We start from the raw sequence: 19,555 nt of genomic DNA, 5'->3' as shown, positions 1-19,555 counted from the left end.
CATGACGAGAATACACCCGAACCCGGACGTCAGGCTGGTTGCGCACACCCAGCAATCTCAACCACGTAAATGGGATAGGGAGCTGCCCGATAGTGGTCGCTGGAAAGTCACTGGCCCGGCTGGTTCCGGGGTGTCCTCTTTTTTGATTGATACCACCGTCGAACGCGTCGAGCAGTGTTTAGCAGCGGGGCAGGACCCATCCGGCATCGTCGTGATCGCACCGTCGAAAGAATCAGGGGCGCGGTTGCGGCGGGAATTATCGGAACGAGTCTCGCATTATTATTCCCAAGGCCCACTGGTGCGTTCCGTTCACTCGGTGGCTTTTGGCCTGTTACGTTTGCTGACAGATTTACCGCTGCGGCTTATCAGCGGTGCAGAGCAAGATGCGATGATGCGCGAGATCCTGCGTTTACAGGCAGAAGATTATGCTGCTGCGGGTGCAGACGCTGTTACCGGCGCGGGGGAGGCAGACGCTGCTGATCTGGGCACCGCTGATTTGGACACTGCTGATTTGGGCACTGCTGATTTGGGCGCCGCAGGAGGCGTTGCCGAGGCAGGGTCTGTGGAGTCTGTGGACTGGCCCGTCGATGTCCGTCCGGCGTTAACCTACCTTGGTTTTGGACGGCAATTACGCGATTTTTTATTGCGCGCTGTGGAAAGGGGCGTGTCGGCCCAGCAATTAGAAGATCTGGGGCGTCGCTATGATCGGCCGATGTGGACCGCCGCCGCGCAATTCCTGCGGGAATACACGCACATGATGGAGCTGGAAGGCACCTACCGGTTTTCGGCTGCAGAACTCATGGCGGAAGTCTCCCAGAACTTAGATGAGATCCGTGCACTCAGCCCATGGCATACCGTCATCGTCGACGATGCACAGCTGTTGGATCCTACAGCGGGGCAATTGCTGAGTGCTCTTATCGATGGTGCGGAGCTTGCAGTAGTCGGGGGGAACCGAGACCACGCCATCTTTCATTTCCGTGGCGCCAGCAGTGAGTTCTTCGACGAATTCCCCGCAGATCAGTTGGCAGAACTACGCGAAATGCACCGTAGCCCCACACGGCGGGCGCTCGTGGCCGAATCGTGGACGGATAACACCACGGCGGTGGTTGATGCGGTGCGGCGCCGCCATCTAGACGACGGCGTGGCCTGGTCTGATATCGCCGTAGTGGTCCGTTCTACTGCGGAGATTGGTGGTATTCGTCGTTCGCTACTGGCAGCGGGGGTGCCGGTATACATTAGCCCCACCGATACCGTGCTGGCAGAACAACCCGTCGTGGCACACCTCTTGCTAGGGATTCGAGCACTGCACGAAGAGCTCAGTCGTGCAGAAATAGAACAGTTGGTGCTAGGCCCTGTGGGAGGGGCAGATCCTGTGACCTTACGCCGGTTGGTTCGTGGTTTGCGCCGGTTTAACCCTCAACAGCGCGGCATTGACAGCTTGGTGGATCTGCTGGGTAGTGATGCTGAGCTACCAGATTTTGCGGAGCTGTTAACGCAACGCGAGATCGATATTTTGCTGCGCATCCGTACTGTGATCCAAGCAGGTAGGCAAGCGCTACGGGGCGGAAGCGTCGAAGATGTGCTCTGGGCAGTCTGGGATGCGACGGAGTTATCAGGCAGGTTGTCAGCGACCGCCTTGCGCGGTGGGGCCGCCGGATCGCAGGCGGATAGGGATTTGGACGCGGTGATGACGTTGTTCGATGCCGCAGGCGATTTTGTTGAGCGGCGTCCGGAAGCCTCGGTAGAGACGTTCGTGCAGTATATTACCGAACAAGAATTGCCCACCGGGGTTCGTGAACGTCGTGGTTCGCGCACGGATTCTGTGGAAATCGTGAGCGCGCACGGCACAATCGGACGGGAATGGGACACCGTGGTGGTCAGCGGCGTGCAAGAAGGTAGCTGGCCTGATCTATCTGAGACCGGTTCCCTGTTCGCCCAAGAAGACCTCGTGGATCTCTTAGATGCGGGCATTGATCCCGACGTCCATGTCTCGCATGCGGCAGACCGGCTGGGTGAAGAGCGCCGTTTGTTCCGCGTTGCCACCAGCCGTGCTCGAAACCAACAGATCGTGACGGCAGTCTGTGCTCCGCATGCCGACGAAATCGTGGAACCGTCCCGGTTTTTCCATGCATGGTGTACAAAGTTTGATCTCACGCCTGAACAGATTATTTCTGCTGCCAGCGCACAGGACGAAGACGCAGCGCTACGCGGTGCCGCACAGGAAGCAGGCGAGGCCTATGATGCAGAATCTGGCGCGGATACCGATTCTGCGGCAGCACCGGTACCAGGCTCTGCCGTGCGCGGTGTGACAGTGCCACGCTTGTTGTCTGTGTCATCGGTAGTTGCTGAATTGCGTCGGGCCGTGTGTGACCCAGAAGCCGGTGAACAAGAAACTCAGCAGGCTGCCCGCCAGCTAGCGCGCTTGGCCGTGGCCGGTGTACCGGGGGCAGATCCGGCACAGTGGTGGGCAGCTACCGAAACGGTGGCCGGGGAGATTCCAAAGCCAGCGAAAACGCGGTTATCCCCATCACGAATCCAGGGTTTGTTGGATTGTCCAATGCGGGAGGTCGTCGAAAAGCTCGGTGATTCCACAACGACGGATGCGATGCGGAAAGGAACCATGGCGCATGCGTATTTCGAAGCGGTCGGGCGCGGGGTGGATGCTGAATGGGCGCGGCTGAAAACCGAAGAAGCCTATCGCAGCGCCTACCACGGCCCAGCCTGGCAACGGCAGCGGGAGTACGAAACTTTTCGTGAATTGCTCACGCGCAGCAACGCGTGGATTGCCAGTACCCGTGAGGCCTTGGAATTCGTCGGCAGCGAAGTTGATGTCGCTGTCGAAATCGAGCCGGGGCTGAGTATCGTCGGCAGGATCGACCGGTTGGAACGCGATGGTTCCGGCAACTACGTCATTGTGGATTTGAAGACTTCGTCCTCATCGCGGTTACCAAGTCAGGCGGATACCACGAAAAATCCCCAGCTGAGCGCGTACCAACTGGCTCTGAGCAAAGGGAAGCTAGTCGGCGGCGAGAAAGCAGGTGCTGGGCATGCTGCGAATAAAGCGCACCAAGTACGTGTGATCACCGGCGATGGTATGGAAATCGGTCTGGCGATGCTGTTGTACCCACTGGGGCGCACGAATATAGCCGGAACGAGGGAACAAGCCCGTTTGGATGAGGAACAGCTACGCGAGTTCCATGCGCAACTACCACCACTGATCGATGAACTATCGGGCCCGACGGTAACTGCACGGCCATCCGAGGACTGCACATATTGTTCACTGCGTTCGGTGTGCCCGGCGCAAGCAGAAGGGGATGTGATCACCAATGTCTAATGAGCTTCAGCACAATACTGAGCGATCTGAGCAGAATTCAGGGCGATCCGGTGATATCAGCCCGCAGCTGCTTTCGGAGATTCTGGGGCAACGCTTCGCACCCACGAAGCAGCAAGCAGCGATCATCGGCGCCGAACCTGGACCATTGCTGGTGGTTGCCGGTGCCGGTGCCGGTAAAACCGAAACCATGGCAGCACGCGTTGTCTGGTTGGTTGCCAATGGCTATGCGCTGCCGGAAGAAGTACTCGGCCTGACATTCACCCGAAAAGCATCGCAAGAGCTAGCTAAACGTATCCGCGACCGCCTGCAAGTATTACGTGATTCCCCACGGCTGCCGGAAATTGATCCGGAGGGGCGTTTGCGCGCGAACCTGGAAACCATCGCCCCACGGGTGTCCACGTATGACTCCTATGCCGGAGATTTGGTGCGTGAATACGGTTTGCTGTTACCTGTGGAACCAACCGCTCGGCTGATTACCCAGGCTCATTTGGTTTCGCTCGCACAGTCGGTGGTGCGCAATTACGAGGGCACGCTGGAAACAGAGAAAAAAGAATCCAGCATCGTGGACGAGCTGCTGGAGTTGTATAACCGAATGGCTAATAACCTCAGTTTCGCTGAGGATTTCCGGGAATGCGCACGCGCTTTTGCCGAGGTGGAAAACTTGCCACGCGCGCCAAGACAACGAAAAAACCTTAATAAAGACGTCCAAAACTGGATTGCTCGCCAGCAAGTACGGGCTGAGTTTTTGCCACTAATTCAGCAGCTGGAACATGAACTGGCTGAGCGCAATGCGGTGACGTTTACCCAGCAAATGTCGGCTGCAGCCCGATTGGCTGAGCAACATCCGGCGGTGGGGGCCTCGCAGCGTCGGCAAACAAAAGTTGTCATGCTGGATGAATACCAAGACACCTCGCATGCGCAGCGCGTGTTATTGCGCAACTTGTTCGGCACCACCCCACACGAAGAGCTAACCGTGACTGCCGTGGGCGATCCGATGCAGGCAATTTACGGCTGGCGCGGAGCCACTGCAGAAAATCTGGCAATGTTCACGCACGATTTTCCCGTTGCTGCTGAGCCACCCGAAGCTACTGAACCAGCGGTGGCCGCCGAAACACCCGAAGCTAAAACGCCACCGGAAGCTGCTGGCGCTACACGCCCGGCTCCAAGCAAGGAATTGACCACGTCCTGGCGTAATCCGTCGACGGTATTGGATATCGCCAACACTGTCTCCCATGCCGTACTTGGGTCAGGCCCAGAGCGCCCGGTTGCACCCTTAGAACCGCGCGCCGGGGCTGGTGCGGGGGTAGTCAGCCTTGGTTATTGGCCAACCGTAGAAGAAGAAATCGCCTGGGTTGCCGGAAACCTGACAGAGAAATATCACGAGTATTTGCTGCGGAGAGAACACGATCCGGATGCCCGGTTTTCCGCGGCCGTGCTGGTGCGGAAAAACAAACAATCTCGGGTGATCGCAGAAGCCCTAGAACAACGCGGTGTGCCGTATGAAGTAGTCGGTTTGGGTGGCTTGCTAGAGATCCCAGAAGTCGCAGACATGATGGCAATTGCCACCATGCTGATCCGCCCGGAGGATATGGCCGCTGCGTTGCGAATCATTGCGGGCCCAGCAGTGGGGCTAGGCATGGTGGACATCAAAGCTTTGGCAGCGCGTGCGAAAAACCTGGCTGGCCGCCTGCGTGAGCACGGCGATGAAACTGAGAATGCAGCAGAGGAACCGCAGCTGCCCGAGGATATTTTGGAATCTCAGCTCGCTGCGGCATTGGAAGAAGAAGCGGATCACACCGTGGGTATCACGGATGCCATTGCAGATCTCGGTGAGCTGGATCGTTATTCCGAGGATGGTCTGGCACGCATCACCGAATTGTCGTCGAAGCTGCGGTACTTGCGCACTTATTGTTTGGGTAAACCACTCAGCGATTTATTCGCCGACATCATCGAGACCTTCCACTTGCGCACAGAAGTCTTGACGCAGCGGCGCGATGGGGCAGTGCATTTAGACAAGGCCCTGGATGCCATTGCCGAGTTTGATGGAGAGCCGTTGGAAGCGTGGTTGGATTATGCTGAGCTGGCGCGGGAACACGAAGATTCGTTAGCACCAGGTGAGACGCCGAAGGCGACGAACCGCGTGCAGATCATGACGGCGCACAAAGCCAAAGGGTTGGAATTCTCTTCGGTCTATGTGTGCCACGCTGATTCTTCCACTTACAAGGCGCAGACCCGGACTTTCTTGACCGATGCCGCGCATACCCCGCATCATGATTGGCCACGGTTGCGTGAGGCAGAAGACCGCAAAGAATTTGAAAACAATTGTAAAGAATTCATTGCTGAACAAAAGGCCGTGGATGCGGAAGAAAATGCCCGGTTGTTCTACGTTGCATTGACGCGTGCCGAAGATGAGCTGGTTATCACGGGCTCACAAAACGACCCGTATGAGCACTTTGCGGAAATGCACCGTTATGCCAGCAAGAGAGCTGCAGAGCTTGCAGAACAAACAGTGGCTGCTACACACGGTGCTGCTACACGCGGTGCTGGTGTCGAACCACCCATACAAATCGTCAACTGGAAACTTGTCACCGACGAACCGGACGAGCCAAACGAATCGGATGTGCGGGGTGACCAACGCTTGTCAGCCAATCAAGATTCGTTAGACGCGGCTGAAGACAGCAGCGGAGACGAAAGCAGCAGCGAAGACGACACCACAGCACAATTCCCGTCGGTGCGCCCACGTGACGAAGTTCGTCGTGGGGCACAGCTGGTGCAACAAGCGATGCAAGCGTTAGGCACCGAAGAAGAGATCCCTGTGCTCGGTGGTGAATTATTCTCGCTGTGGGAACGTGAAACCACTGCACTGATCGAAGAACATCAGGCTTTGGCAGCTCCTGTGGTGGATGTGGAAATTCCCGGTGAGCTTACCGCATCGGAATTAGTCGCACTGCGCGATAATCCAACACAATTTGCACGCAGGCAGCGTCGGCCGGTGCCGTTTAAACCTAATGCCTATGCCAAACGTGGTACTGCTTTCCACCAATGGATCGAAGACCGGTACGGTGCCAACGCGATCTTGGATGAAACTGAGCTTCCAGGAAACGAGGAAACCGTTGAAGGGGACTTCGAAAAACTGAAAGAAGCATTCCTTGCGAGCGAATGGGCAGATAAAACGCCGACAAATGTCGAGCAAGGCTTCGAATTTAGCCTGGGTACGTCCGTGGTGCGCGGACGCATGGACGCTGTCTTCGACATGGGGCAGTATTGGATGGTCGTCGACTGGAAAACCGGCAGGCCACCACAGGGAGAACAGATGCGTTCGGCAGTTATCCAGTTATCGGTCTATCGTGAAGCTTGGCAGCGCATCAGCGGTACTGATAAACCAGTGCGTGCAGCGTTCCACTACATTATGGATAATTACACCTTCGAACCGAAACAACTACCGGACGCCGACGAGCTCGCGAGCATGCTCGAACGCGAAAATAGGCCAGATAGCACTGGTCATAGCGATTCCAAAGGAAAATAGAGCACAACAATGCGTGGAAAAATCAGAGCGAAGCTCCAGCGGTTTGAGCTGACTTCGTTGCCGAACTACGCCTTAGACGATGTCATTCACATCCCCGAAGGCATGCGGACGCACCCTTTTTTCCTGATCCTGCGCCGATTTATGCTGGCAGCAGCTATCGTTTTTGTCATCGCCGCTGTCGTCTATATCGGGCAAGACGGTTACAACGAGAAGCTCAGTCTCATCGACGCGTTGTATTATTCGACTATTTCGCTGACTACCACAGGGTATGGCGATATCGTTCCGGTGAGCACTGGGGCGCGGTTGACCAATATCATCCTGGTTACCCCAGCCCGGTTAGCCTTCCTGATTTTGCTCGTGGGTACGACGTTGTCGGTGCTGACGGAGCGCTCACGCAAAACATTCCAGATTCAACAATGGAGAAAGCACGTGCACGACCACACAATCATTATTGGCTTTGGCACGAAGGGACAATCCGCGATGCAAACCTTGCTGGATGATGGCACTAGGGCTCGCGATATCGTCGTGGTGGACCCTGATCGTTCTTGCTTGCGCGTCGCCGAGGCGCAAGAAGTAGTGACCGTGCAAGGTTCTGGCACAAAATCTGATGTGTTGAAAATCGCCGGTATCGAGCGTGCAAAAACCGTCGTTGTGGCCACCAACAGCGATGACACCAACGTGTTGGCGACATTGTCGGCGCGTGAAATGAATAAGAAAGCAAAAATCTCGGCAGCTGTCCGCGAGATCGAGAACCGGCACTTACTGTTGCAGTCCGGGGCCAATTCCACGGTGGTCTCCTCCGAAACTGCCGGGCGTTTGCTGGGCTTGTCGACGAGCACACCATCGGTGGTCAAGATCATGGATGATTTACTCTCGCCGTCGGCAGGCTTTTCTATCGCGGAGCGCCCCGTTGCTAAATACGAGATCGGGGCAAACCCGCGACACTTGTCAGACATTGTGCTCAGCGTGATCCGCAATGACCGTGTTTACCGCGTCGATATGGATGAAACCCTGGAGCTACATGATCAAGACCGGTTGCTGTATATCCGCAAAAGCGATGAAGCTGAGCGCAAAAAGCAGAATGAAAAACATGAGATGAAACGCGCTGGCGCCAAGGCGAAACCGGCCAAGGAGAAGCCATCCAGAGAAACCAAAATCAGAGAATCAATTGACGGTACCTGGGATTGCCACGGCCGCCACATCGATGAACAACGCGAGATGAAAGAACAATAATCCGGCGAGAACGCGTAAAGGAAACCCATGGTGAATCTGGAAGTGCTTGACGACGACCAGCGTGCCGCAGCCACAGCTCCACGAGGACCGGTTGCGATCATCGCCGGTGCCGGGACTGGAAAAACCCGCACCATCACCTATCGCATCGCACACCTGATTGACCAGGGATTCGCTACCACCAATAGCGTATTAGCACTGACCTATACTTCCCGTGCAGCCGGCGAGATGCGGGACCGCCTGGCCAGTATGAATATCGGTGGAGTACAGGCAATGACTTTTCACGCCGCGGCTCTGCGCCAACTACGCTATTTTTGGCCGCAGATTGCTGGGGATCTGAAATGGAAGATTCTCGACAGCTCGTTTCCGGTGGTAGCCCGTGCCGCCCGATCTGTGACGAATACCCCGAGCAAAGACACCATTCGCGATTTACTCAATGAGATCGAATGGGCAAAATCCAGCTTGTTGGGCGCCGACGGCTATGCCGCATACGTCGATAGCATTTCCCGTACTCCACCCCTGCCAGCGGAACAAGTCGCGGAAGTTTATCGTCGCTATGAGCAGCTGAAAACCAGCGACGAAGGCATGCAGCTGGATTTTTCCGACCTCTTATTGCATGTTGCTGGTGCCATGGAAAACGCTCCGGCGGTGGCAGAAGAATTCCGGCAACGCTACCGCACATTCGTCGTTGACGAGTACCAGGACGTCACGCCCCTGCAGCAGCGTGTGTTGGAAGGCTGGCTGGGAGACCGCGATGATCTCACCGTTGTTGGTGACGCAAACCAGACGATTTATTCGTTCACCGGAGCAACCCCGCAGTATTTGCTAGATTTCTCGCGACATTTCGACAACGCGCACGTCGTCAAGCTGCAGCGTGACTACCGCTCGACCCCACAGGTTACGGGTTTGGCGAACCAGGTCATCGGCGCCGCGCAAGGCCGCATTGCGGGTACGCGCTTGGAGCTGCAGGGTATGCGTGAACCGGGGCCGGATCCGACGTTTCAGGAATACGAATCCGACCCGGTGGAAGCCCGCGAGATCGCCGGGGAGATCCTCACTTTGTTGGAACAGGGCGTTCCGGCCAAAGAAATTGCCGTGCTCTACCGCATTAATGCACAATCCGCAGTGCTGGAACAAGCGCTTGCCGATGCCGGTATTGCCTACCAGGTTCGCGGAGGCGCCAGCTTTTTCGATAACCGAGTCATCCTAGAGGCCATACAGCAGTTGGTTCGGGCGAACCTGAGACCTAATTTGCCGCCGGATCCAGTAGCGATTACTCGCGCTGCCTTGGCGCCGCTGGGCTATTCTGCCCAAGAACCTGATGGCGCCCAAGAACGAGAGCGTTGGCAGCTGTTGCGTGCATTGGTGGACCTTGTCGAAGAGATTGTGCAGATCCGCGATACCGATTCTTTGGAGGTTGTCCTGGGGGAGCTGCGGCGTCGCGCTGCGGATAAACAGCCGCCGACTGTCGATAGCGTGACATTGGTGACCCTGCACGCTGCCAAGGGGCTGGAATGGGATGCGGTCTTTTTAGCGGGCCTGACTGAAGGATTATTGCCTTTTCGCTATGCGATTGATGCTGGTGACGAGCAGATCGAGGAAGAACGGCGCCTGTTTTATGTCGGTATTACGCGTGCCCGGAAGCACCTAGCGTTGTCGTGGGCACCGGCCCGGCAAGAAGGCGGGCGGGCGAGCCGTAAGCGCACGAGGTTTCTTGACGGGCTCGTCGCGGCATCGCAGGCTGAGGAACCATCTGTGGCGCGAGTGCGGAAGACGAAAAAGTGCCGGGTGTGTAAGCAAGCGCTGACTACCCCCGGTGAGAAAGTCATCGGTAGGCATACTGAGTGTGAATCTCCGGGAAATGAGGAATTATTCGTGCAGCTACGCGGCTGGCGGGCGCGAGTAGCCAAAGAGGAACAGGTTCCTGCTTACATCATTTTTTCCGATGCCACCTTGCAAGCCGTCAGCGAAGCACTGCCGACGACGGTGGATGAACTTTACGCCATCAGTGGAATAGGTCAGAAGAAAGCCCAACTGTTTGGCCAGGACTTATTGGATATTGTCCGCCAGTATGCATAAAGCACTCGGGGCACCGCGGGTGGTTATCGATGATACGCTGCTGTGGGCGGGCATATGGATCCAATTCGTAGAGCTGGCCCGGGTGCAGCCGGTGCGGTAGGGCACCCGGCGGCGGGCTTAGTCCGTAGAGCGTTTCCACTACCACGATCACCTGCGCGATAGCGAGATGCGCCGCCGCGGTAGGGAAGTGGTGTCTAGTGTGCAAGGGGTCTGTAGTGCTGTGGCATAAGCCTTGTGCTGCGGCATGCCACGTGGGATCCCGGTCTGTGCGATGCAATTCCATGCACAGCGGGCACGGCCCCACACCGTCGAGGTGAATGGGGCCTACCACGCTGGTGGCATCGATGAGTGATACGGGAATCCAGGTGCGCGCTAGCGATAGCAACATCGGTGAAAGGCCCGTGGTTTCTGCGAGCTTATCCACGATGACCAGCGGGATATTGTTGTCTTTCGCATTTTGCATGCTGAGGTAGGTTTCTTCTGGTTCGCCCGGAAGCGGAGAACGGACCAGAAAATTGGCCTCCGCCAGGCTATTGCGCAGCATCGTTGCCAGCGGGCTGGTTCCAAATACTATGACGGGCTTAGGCGCTGCCGATCGGATGATGCCATAAGCCAGTAAGTCATCAAATAAGCTATGTGCTGCGGACTGGCTAAGGTCCGCGTAGCGGGATGTCATGGAAAAATCCTCGCGGCTAAAAACGCGAGGAAGTTGGTGCAGACCCGCTGCAAGCGCATCGGGCCGTGCGGTTTCGATGATGCCTACGCGGGTGGAATCAGCACCGAATTGCAGGCAGTGTTCATCTCGTTGGACAACGCGCACACCAGGTGCGAAATAAAACCGGTGTTGCTCGCCTCCCATACAAATCCCCCCCGAGAGTTTGTGCAGCGTAATTTAGACCATATTAACGTGAGGTGCTAACGCTCGTCGTCAGAATCACCTGAGTCGTGCGAATCAGCGTCGGTACCGTCGCCGTGACTGTCGGCCTCATCGTCAGCCGCACCGTCGTCTGCACTGCTGTCTTCACCGCGCAGCATTTCTTCTAGTTTGGCGAACTCCGCCTCAAATTCCTGGTCGCCGTTTTCATCCAGCAAACCGTCGATAAAGGCAGCTGGGTTATCCAGGTGCTCAGGCTGTGGCAAAAAGTCCGGGTGCTCCCATACCGAATCGCGCCGATCCACGCCGACCGCGACGGTAGAACGGCGCCACAACTCGGTAGCATCGCTCACCCGTGGCGCGCTGAGCTCAATGCCGACGACCTTTTCGAAGGCTTGCTCTGCAGAACCACCGGAGGCCCGACGACGTCGCCACGCTTCTGCCATGGCCTGGGTGGATGGAATGCGATCCTGCAAGGCTTCGCTAACGACGAATTCCACCCAACCTTCGATCAGCGCCAGCAAGGTTTCCAAGCGTGCCACCGCAGTGGTATTCCGCGAGGTAATCCGTGGCGACAGGTCCATACCCTGCAAATTCTGCATGGCATCCTGAATCGATTGTGGATCCCCAGATTCCAGGTTGAGGTCGCGAGCGGCTTCTTCAATATGGCTGGTATCAATGACCAAACCGACGGCATATTCCTCTACCGACGAGACCAAACGCTCACTTAACCACGGCACGTGCTTAAACAGGCGTTGGCGAGCGACTTCCCGGGCAGCGATATAAACTAGTACCTCTTGGCCTTTGACATTGAGATCGCGGGCGATGGACTGGATATTGTGCGGCAGCACGGCCGTGGTGCCGCTGGGGGCGACCGGCAAGCCGAAGTCTGAACCAGTCAGGGCCTGTTGTGCTAGGTCACCCAATGCGTGGCCCAATTGCATGCCGAAATTCATGCTAGAAAGTTGGCTCATCATAGTCGACATTGGGCCCATCATTTGCCGAGCTTCCTCCGGCATGGATTCCAGCTGGGCTTCGTTCATGTGTTTAGCTACGGGATCGACGAACCGCTTCCACATCGGAATCGTTTGCTGCAGCCAATCTTCTGCGTTCCAGGCGGCTATGCGGTTGTTGGCCGTCGGCAAGTCAGTGGCGTCGTCTAACCAGAGTTCTGCCAGCCGGGCTGCTTCTTCCACCGCGGTGGTGTCTTGGGTGGAGATTTTCGATGCAGATTTGATCTGCTGGCCGGCGATACGCTTGGCCATGTCGTAATTAACGGGGGAGTCGTCGTTGCTGTTATTCATCGACGAACCCATACCAGACAGCATCTGGCCGAATTGGTTCAGCATATCGCCGAGGCCGCCGGGACCACCGCTGCGGCCGTTGTGGTTCCGGTCATCGTCGTCATCACCGTTGCCACTAGTGGGAAAGGAAAATCCGAATCCGTTAGTCATGTCTCTAACCTACAGAACATGGTGGCGCGTGTGCTTGGGTCAGGCGCGGAAAAGCACAACGCTGTGAGCGAACAGGGTAGTCTTTGAGGGGTGAATGACGCTGTAGATTCCCGCACGGAGAACACTTACCGAACGGGCAACGCCGGCAAGAAGAAAACACCGCGCGTAAGCCAGGTCGCGCTTGGTGCCATCCCCGTCGTAATTTTGGGCGGATTGGTCAGCATGGATCATATTCCTGGTACTAATATCTCTCTGGCCGTGCCGTATGCCGCTGAAGGTAAGGGGCCGACGTTTAATACTTTGAGTGAGGTCAGTGGCACGCCTGTTGTCGACGTCGATGCCGGCGAGCAGTATACGGTGGATGAAAACCCAGCCGGAAACCTCAACATGACGACTGTCTCTGTGCGTACAAATATGACGGTCGCGCAGGCGTTCGGGCGTTGGATCGGCTCGGATGACACTATTGTTCCAATTGAAAAAATTTACCCGCCAGGTACGGATCCTGAGCAATTCCTGGAGGAAAACCACGCAGCGTTTACAGCTTCGGAAGACGTCGCGACGGTAGCCGCGATGAATTACCTGGATATGCCGACGCGTACTGCGATTGCCCAGGTGCTCGATATTTCTGCTGGCAGCGAGAAGCTTGCCGACGGCGATGTACTCCTGAAAATCGATGGCCGTGATGTGACTGCACCCGAGGATGTGCAAAGCGCGGTGCGTTCGCATCAACCGGGTGAGACGATCCGTCTGGAGTTCGAGCGTGATGGCGAGAAGCACGATGAAGATATCGAGTTGCTGGAAAATCCTCATGCCGCAGGCGAAGCACTGCTGGGGATTACTATGACGTCAGTGCCGGATGCAGATATCGATGTTACGTATAATTTGCAAGATGTTGGCGGCCCATCCGCGGGCATGATTTTTTCTTTGGCTGTGATCGATAAACTCAGCGAGGGTGATCTCACTGGAGGAAAGTTCGTCGCAGGCACGGGAACTATCGCCGAGAACGCACACGTGGGCCCCATTGGCGGAATCTCCCACAAAGTCGCGAAATCTCATGAAGTTGGTGCAGAACTGTTTTTGGCGCCCGCGGAAAATTGTACGGAAGCCACCAGTGTGGACCATGGCGATATGGTCATCGCGAAGGTGAATACCCTGGACGACGCCATCGCTGCGATGGAGGCTTTTGCCCAGGGTAAGGATGTCGAAACCTGTGCGGTTGAGCTCTAGCTAGCTCATGTCGAGCTGTGGCTAGCTCACCAGGCCTAGCTCCTTAATCTTCTGCTCTGGTTCTTCGGCATCAGCCGAGATCATGTGCTGCATGACCAGACCGGACTCGGTGTTCACCACCGTGATAATGACGGTGGATCCTAATGAGGACCAGCCGACGACGCGGTCGCCGGAATCATCCACGACCTGTGAAGTACGTAGTTCGGTCAGCGTCTGCAGTGTGGAGACAGCTTTGGATTTGGATTCGGTGAATTGGAATTGTCCCACGGACGTTCCGGTGCAGTTGTAATAGCTTTGCATGCCGACGGCTTCGCAGGAGTCGAATTCTTCAAACAACGAACGCGGAACCAGGTCACCGAAAATCTCATAGGCGTTTTCTACTGATTCGGGTAATTCTGCGGAATTGTTCGCTTGGGTTGACCGCGTCGACGTACTAGTCGAGGCTGCCGGTTTGTCTGCGGTAACTTCTGCACTGCTTCCGGCTGAACTGGCATCGCCAGAGGCGCCGGTGGTGGTGCTAGGAGAAGTGGAACTGGTGGTTGTGCCGCTTGCCGACGATGTGCTTGCCGACGAGCTGCTGGTTGTGGTTTCGCCACTGGAAGCGCTGCTGCTCGACGTTGCCGCCGTGGTAGAAGTGTCTGGTTGTGCCGATTTATCTGTGCTGCCCTCATCAGATGTGCATGCTGCGAGTACTAGTGGTAGGGCTGCGGTGGCAGCAAGTGTGGCGGCTCGTGTGGTGAACGTGCGAGCAGAAAAGATGGCGGACACGACAACTCCCGGGGTCGGCAAAGTTTCAACCTTGTGTTGAGACTATTGAGACTCTAGAGTACGTCATGACCGTTCTGGTCGAGGCCATGCCGCAATGCAGCAATAACTCCCGGAGCAATTCCTGGGCCGCCGCGCAGCTGGATGTCATCTTCGGCGAATGGGCCGGCGTCGGCAAGCTCTTCTTCGGTAGGGCGCAGTTGTAATAACGTCTGCTCAATACCTTCTGATCCTGCAGTTCGGGCAGCGTCGGTACGGGCATCGTCGGTACTTGCATTATCGGAATCATCGGGATCGTCGGCAAGCAATTCGTCGACAACCAAGTCGGAATCATTGGTGGCGGCGAATTCCTCGCGGATCACCCCTGAGAACAAACGCGCAGGCCGTGGTGCAGAATCCCGTGAATCTGCGGTGTCTTTAAACTTGATCTCTTGGGCTAAGACCGCACCGACAACGTTGTCCGGCCAGATAACCCGCGAGACATAGTCGGCAAGGTGCTCGGAGCCCGGCTCAATATTGCTCGGCAGATCGTCCTGGACAACGAGGGTGAGCGGAGAATCGTCGTCGACATCCACGGCATGCTGGGCCAATAACCGGGTCGGTACCAACGCAAACAGGGTCGGTGGGCAATCCCAGCCTTCGGGGTGAATGAAGTCGACGGCTTCCATCATCGCGCGATTAAGCATCGGCTGGGTTATCTGCTGCTTATTCATCAGAAATCAGTCCTTGTGGTTCGATGTGGTTCGATCGGCTAGTTCTTTTGTTTCGGCCTACTATTGCCTAAGCTAGATCACTATAACGCTTTCCATTTTTCGATAATTTTAAAGGAGTTGGACTTGGCTGGCAGCCTTAACCAACCGTCAACCAATCTGCGTAAGCCACCGCGCATCTTGTCGTGGTTCGTGGGCATTATCGTGGTGCTCTTCGCGCTCGGTCCGCTTGCGGTGTCGCTGTATACCGACTGGCAGTGGTTTGGTGAGGTTGATTTCCGCGGGGTGTACACGACCGCGATCATCACCCGCATCATTCTGTTTTTTGCCTTCGGTATTATCGCTGGGCTTGTGACCTTCCTGGTCGGGTGGCTCACGTGGAAAAACCGCCCGAGCGATGTCTCAATGGCAGATGTGAATTCGCCGGTGTATCAGTACCGTGATTCTATTGCCGCGACCATGCGCAAATTCCTCTACGGCGCACCGATCGTCATTGCGATTGCAGCAGGATTCATGGGCCAGGCCTACTGGCGCACCGTCCTGCTGTTTTTGAATGGCGGTGATTTTGGCCGTGAAGATGCAGAATTTGGTATGGATCTAGGCTTTTATGCCTTTAACCTGCCGTTGCTGAATATTCTGGTGTCTTCGCTGAGTGTGTTGCTGATCGTCAGCTTCCTGGTTTCGCTAGTCGGCTATTACATTCTTGGCGGTATCCGCGTTGGCAGCCAGGCAGCGGGAGTAAAGGGCTCAGTATCGAAGCCCGCACGCATTCAGCTGGCCGTTATTGCCGGCTTGTGGATGTTGGTCCAGGTTGCCAGCTATTTCCTGGATCGCTACACCATTTTGTTCAACCAGCACGATATTTTCGCTGGCGCATCGTTTACCAACCTGCATGCAGATTTGCCAGCCAAAATCATTTTGATCGTGGTTTCTGCGTTGGTGGCTGTGGCTTTTTTCATGGCTATCGTGATCAAAGACCTGCGCATCCCTGGCCTGGCTGTGGTGCTGATGCTGGTGACTTCTATCGCTGTTGGCACCGCATGGCCGATGCTGATGGAGCAGTTCTCCGTGCAACCGAACCGTGCGTTGAAAGAAGCACAATCGATTGAGCGCAATATCGATGCCACGCGTTTCGCCTACAACATCGACGAAACCAACGTGGAGTATGAGACCAACTGGGGTGCTGGAGAAGTATCTGACGACGACGTCGCTGCGGACGAAAACACGATTTCCAACCTGCGTCTGCTGGATCCAGACATTCTGGCGCCGACGTTTACCCAGCAACAACAACTTCGTAACTTCTACGGTTTCCCTGATGTGTTGTCCATGGATCGCTATGAGATCGACGGGGAACAGCGTGATTTCGTGGTGGCCGCTCGTGAGTTGGATCCGAATGCACTGCGGGAAAACCAGCGTTCTTGGATTAACCGCCACACCGTATACACCCACGGCAACGGTTTCGTAGCAGCGCAAGCAAATACCATTAACGAAGCCGCGGAATCCGCTGGCTCTACCCGTGGTGGATTCCCAGTATATACCGTGTCTGATTTGCAGACCTTGGCCTCCCGTGCTGAGGAGGAAGATGCCGAAGAACTTGGCATCAAGGTGGATCAGCCGCGTGTGTACTACGGTCCTGTCATTGCCTCGGCCGACGATGGGCTGGATTATGCGATTGTTGGGGGCACTGGCAATGACGTGGAATATGACACTGATAATTCGTCGTACACCTATACCGGCGAAGGTGGAGTTGGCATTGGTAATTGGTTCTCGCGTGCGATCTATGCCGCGAAATACCAGGAGATGAACTTCCTACTGTCGGATCGCGTTGGTGCAGAATCGAAGATTTTGTATGACCGTGACCCACGCGCCCGCGTTGAGAAGGTCGCCCCGTGGTTGACCACCGATTCGCACACCTATCCGGCTGTGGTCGATGGCAAGATCAAGTGGATCGTCGATGGCTACACCACCCTGGATGCAATGCCCTACAGCACGGAAATGTCGCTGTCACAGGCTACTCGGGATGCATTGAACCCGGATGGCACCGAACAGCGTTTGATCAACGATCGCATCGGTTATATCCGAAATTCGGTAAAAGCCACTGTGGATGCCTACGACGGCACCGTGGAACTCTACGAGTTTGATACTGAGGACCCGGTATTGGATGCGTGGCGTGGAGTATTCCCGGACACCGTGAAGGATGAATCCGAGATCTCTGATGAGCTGCGTGCACATTTCCGCTACCCAGAAGATATCTTCAAGGTGCAGCGCAACTTGCTCGCGCGCTACCACGTGGATGACCCAGGCGTGTACTTTTCCAACGATGCCTTCTGGTCGGTTCCTCTGGACCCAACCCAGCCGGAATCCCGGGAGTTGCCGCAGCCTCCGTATTACGTGATGGCTGCGGACCCAGAAAACCCAGACAAGTCCAGCTTCCAGATGGTTACTCCGTTCCGTGGTCTGGAGCGTGAATTCCTGTCGGCGCACATGACGGTGACTTCGGATCCGGAAAACTACGGTGACATCACCGTGCGTGTCTTGCCGACGAATACGCAGACGCAAGGTCCACGCCAGGCGCAGGATGCGATGATGTCGTCTGACCAGGTTGCTCGTGACCGTGGTCTGTGGGAGCGCACGAACGAGCTCTACAACGGTAACTTGCTGACTTTGCCGGTAGGCGGCGGTGAGATTCTCTACTTGGAGCCGATTTACGCCGAGCGTAAGGACCAAGATTCAGCCTTCCCGAAGCTGCTGCGTGTGTTGGTTTCTTACAAGGGCCGCATTGGTTATGCACCAACTATCGGTGAGGCGCTGGAACAGGTAGGCATCGACTCGCAGGCGGCGCAAGACATCGACCTGGTCGATGGTGATGAGTCCAGTTCCCGTAGTTCTTCCGATGATGCTGATGCGGTTGATACGGCAGAAGCTGGTGCTTCGGCTTCCAGCGACAAAGATGCCGACTCGGATCGCGATTCTGCGGATGGTTCTGGTCCAACCCCGCCGGCTAGTGGCCAAGGTGTCGACGCTATTAACGATGCCCTCCGTGATCTGGAGAAAGCGCGGGATGGTTCCTTCGAGGAATACGGACGCGCGCTGGATCGCTTAGACCGTGCGGTGGAAAACTACCAGTCGCAGAATTAGCTATACCACGATTGCCAGCTATGCAATGCCAGTAAGATATTGCTCGCGAGATTGATAATAATCCCACTGTGTGCCCAGCGCATGGCGGGATTTGGCATATCTAGCGATGGTATGTATAGTTACATGATGTCAGCGAGCGAGAGATCGCGAAGGTTCACGAGAATATAAGCCTTCAGCTGGCAGATGAATTGAATATCATCCGACGCGGGGTGGAGCAGCTCGGTAGCTCGCTGGGCTCATAACCCAGAGGTCGCAAGTTCGAATCTTGTCCCCGCTACCAATATTCAACGTATTCCCCAGTGGTGCTTAGCGCCGCTGGGGATTTTCCGTATGCCTGATTTAAAAAAGTGGGGTATCTTGGGGGTTAAGTAGCAAAAATGTGTCTGATCGGCGTGTCGCCAATTCCCTAGATTTGTCCTTTCCGGATACCGATTGAGTGTGTGTATTCAACATCGATACCCTGGTCGTAGAAGGCTGGTCGTCCTGTTTCAAGGTCGGCTTTGTTGAAGTCTTCTGGGACAAGATCTGTGACTTTGGCGAGTTGGTCTTGTCCGAAATTGCACTGCCTGGCGATCTCGAGTGGATCGTCAGGCAGTTGCGTTTGTGAGTGCAGATATCATTCGAGCATTTTTCTTTGCCGTTCCCCGCTTCTGCCTCGGTGTGCATCAGCAATGCGTTTAAGTTGAGCGTTGATACCGCCTTCTAAACTGTTGGTTGTTGATGCCCAGTTATTAGGGGAAATCGCAGTTGGTGGTGGCTGGAGAAAGGTAAATAACCAGCCTTTGTGTGAGAGATCAAGCAGTGAGTTATACGCTTTGCGCACCCGCAGATGCGTCCATTCCCAGTGGTGATTTAAGGTTTGTCTTTCTTTCGGCAAGGTTGTCTTCTCGTCGAGAAAACGTTGATGGACTCGACCGAAGTCATGTAATTGAAGTATCCATTCACGTGCCTGGTCAACGGTTGTGACCTTGGTGAGTGTGAGCGCTAAGCCGTAGATAGCTTTGCCGGCATCGGTGCGTGGCCGGCTGGTGGTATACCGGCGGACAACGCGTTGAGCATGGACCAGGCAGCGTTGAATGCGGGTGTTGGGCCAGCAAGTTTTAATGGCGGAGTATGCACCTTGTCCGCCGTCAAGGACTACTGGGGTTGCCCGCAAATCGTGGACACGTAGTGGAGCTACCTAATGATTAGGCAGCTATTTCTTTTCTGCTGGTGGTT

At 55.9% G+C, this 19,555-nt stretch carries 11 protein-coding genes, 1 tRNA gene and 1 pseudogene; 8 read left to right on the top strand and 5 right to left on the bottom strand.

All coding sequences use genetic code 11. The features are described from left to right. The first annotated feature begins 1 nt into the window (after nt 1). Genes QP888_RS07200 through QP888_RS07185 form a run of 4 tightly spaced genes read left to right on the top strand, consistent with a single transcriptional unit; the run spans nt 2 to nt 10,169 of the window. Entirely contained in the window at nt 2-3,334 is a 3,333-nt protein-coding gene (locus tag QP888_RS07200) for an ATP-dependent DNA helicase (protein ID WP_284812857.1), read from the top strand. Next, nucleotides 3,327-6,860 carry an ATP-dependent helicase gene (locus tag QP888_RS07195; RefSeq protein ID WP_284812856.1) on the top strand — a complete coding sequence of 1,178 codons (3,534 nt, stop codon included), beginning with the start codon at nt 3,327-3,329 and terminating at the stop codon, nt 6,858-6,860. Before QP888_RS07200 ends, QP888_RS07195 begins: the two co-directional genes overlap by 8 nt. Nucleotides 6,861-6,869: 9 nt before the next feature. Continuing rightward, nucleotides 6,870-8,093, top strand: a complete 1,224-nt coding sequence (locus QP888_RS07190) for a potassium channel family protein (RefSeq protein ID WP_284812854.1) — start codon at nt 6,870-6,872, stop codon at nt 8,091-8,093. A gap of 27 nt (nt 8,094-8,120) precedes the next feature. Beyond that, a complete protein-coding gene (locus tag QP888_RS07185) occupies nt 8,121-10,169 on the top strand; it encodes an ATP-dependent DNA helicase UvrD2 (RefSeq protein ID WP_284812853.1) in 2,049 nt (682 codons plus the stop codon). Here the strand turns inward: QP888_RS07185 and QP888_RS07180 are convergent. Both QP888_RS07180 and QP888_RS07175 read right to left on the bottom strand, forming a co-directional pair. Further along, entirely contained in the window at nt 10,096-11,028 is a 933-nt protein-coding gene (locus QP888_RS07180; RefSeq protein ID WP_284812851.1) for a hypothetical protein, read from the bottom strand. The genes QP888_RS07185 and QP888_RS07180 overlap by 74 nt on opposite strands. A gap of 56 nt (nt 11,029-11,084) precedes the next feature. After that, entirely contained in the window at nt 11,085-12,497 is a 1,413-nt protein-coding gene (locus QP888_RS07175) for a zinc-dependent metalloprotease (protein ID WP_284812849.1), read from the bottom strand. A 90-nt stretch (nt 12,498-12,587) separates the two neighbouring features. Between QP888_RS07175 and QP888_RS07170 the strand changes: the two genes are divergently transcribed. After that, nucleotides 12,588-13,724, top strand: a complete 1,137-nt coding sequence (locus tag QP888_RS07170) for a YlbL family protein (RefSeq protein WP_284812847.1) — start codon at nt 12,588-12,590, stop codon at nt 13,722-13,724. Nucleotides 13,725-13,745: 21 nt separating this feature from the next. On the opposite strand, the gene QP888_RS07165 is transcribed toward QP888_RS07170, so the two are convergent. Then, complete coding sequence (locus QP888_RS07165; protein WP_284812845.1) at nt 13,746-14,060, bottom strand: hypothetical protein; 315 nt, start codon at nt 14,058-14,060, stop codon at nt 13,746-13,748. Between the two features lie 67 nt (nt 14,061-14,127). Here QP888_RS07165 and QP888_RS07160 point away from each other — a divergent pair, with 67 nt between their 5' ends. Continuing rightward, complete coding sequence (locus tag QP888_RS07160) at nt 14,128-14,532, top strand: hypothetical protein (RefSeq protein ID WP_284812844.1); 405 nt, start codon at nt 14,128-14,130, stop codon at nt 14,530-14,532. Between the two features lie 13 nt (nt 14,533-14,545). Here the strand turns inward: QP888_RS07160 and QP888_RS07155 are convergent, their stop codons facing one another. Continuing rightward, entirely contained in the window at nt 14,546-15,202 is a 657-nt protein-coding gene (locus QP888_RS07155; protein ID WP_284812842.1) for a PPA1309 family protein, read from the bottom strand. 123 nt (nt 15,203-15,325) lie between these two features. Here QP888_RS07155 and QP888_RS07150 point away from each other — a divergent pair, with 123 nt between their 5' ends. Next, the gene (locus tag QP888_RS07150; protein WP_284812841.1) at nt 15,326-18,337 is read left to right on the top strand and encodes a UPF0182 family protein; all 3,012 of its coding nucleotides are present in this window, start codon (nt 15,326-15,328) and stop codon (nt 18,335-18,337) included. A gap of 203 nt (nt 18,338-18,540) precedes the next feature. Next, nucleotides 18,541-18,617 (top strand) — tRNA-Met (locus QP888_RS07145). Nucleotides 18,618-18,743: 126 nt separating this feature from the next. Here the strand turns inward: QP888_RS07145 and QP888_RS07140 are convergent. After that, nucleotides 18,744-19,478, bottom strand: a pseudogene (locus QP888_RS07140) (IS1249 family transposase); the annotation flags it as partial. Between the last annotated feature and the right edge of the window lie 77 nt (nt 19,479-19,555).

This window comes from Corynebacterium sp. MSK297 (genome assembly GCF_030232885.1).
GTDB lineage: Bacteria > Actinomycetota > Actinomycetes > Mycobacteriales > Mycobacteriaceae > Corynebacterium.
Note: the sequence above shows the minus strand (reverse complement) of the source record. Positions and strands in the feature narration are given on the sequence as shown.

What these genes read in the sequence shown, in the direction of transcription:
- QP888_RS07200 (WP_284812857.1), top strand. Translation starts at nt 2, where the DNA reads ATGACGAGAATACACCCGAACCCGGACGTCAGGCTGGTTGCGCACACC.
- QP888_RS07195 (WP_284812856.1), top strand. Translation starts at nt 3,327, where the DNA reads ATGTCTAATGAGCTTCAGCACAATACTGAGCGATCTGAGCAGAATTCA.
- QP888_RS07190 (WP_284812854.1), top strand. Translation starts at nt 6,870, where the DNA reads ATGCGTGGAAAAATCAGAGCGAAGCTCCAGCGGTTTGAGCTGACTTCG.
- QP888_RS07185 (WP_284812853.1), top strand. Translation starts at nt 8,121, where the DNA reads ATGGTGAATCTGGAAGTGCTTGACGACGACCAGCGTGCCGCAGCCACA.
- QP888_RS07180 (WP_284812851.1), bottom strand. Translation starts at nt 11,028, where the DNA reads ATGGGAGGCGAGCAACACCGGTTTTATTTCGCACCTGGTGTGCGCGTT.
- QP888_RS07175 (WP_284812849.1), bottom strand. Translation starts at nt 12,497, where the DNA reads ATGACTAACGGATTCGGATTTTCCTTTCCCACTAGTGGCAACGGTGAT.
- QP888_RS07155 (WP_284812842.1), bottom strand. Translation starts at nt 15,202, where the DNA reads ATGAATAAGCAGCAGATAACCCAGCCGATGCTTAATCGCGCGATGATG.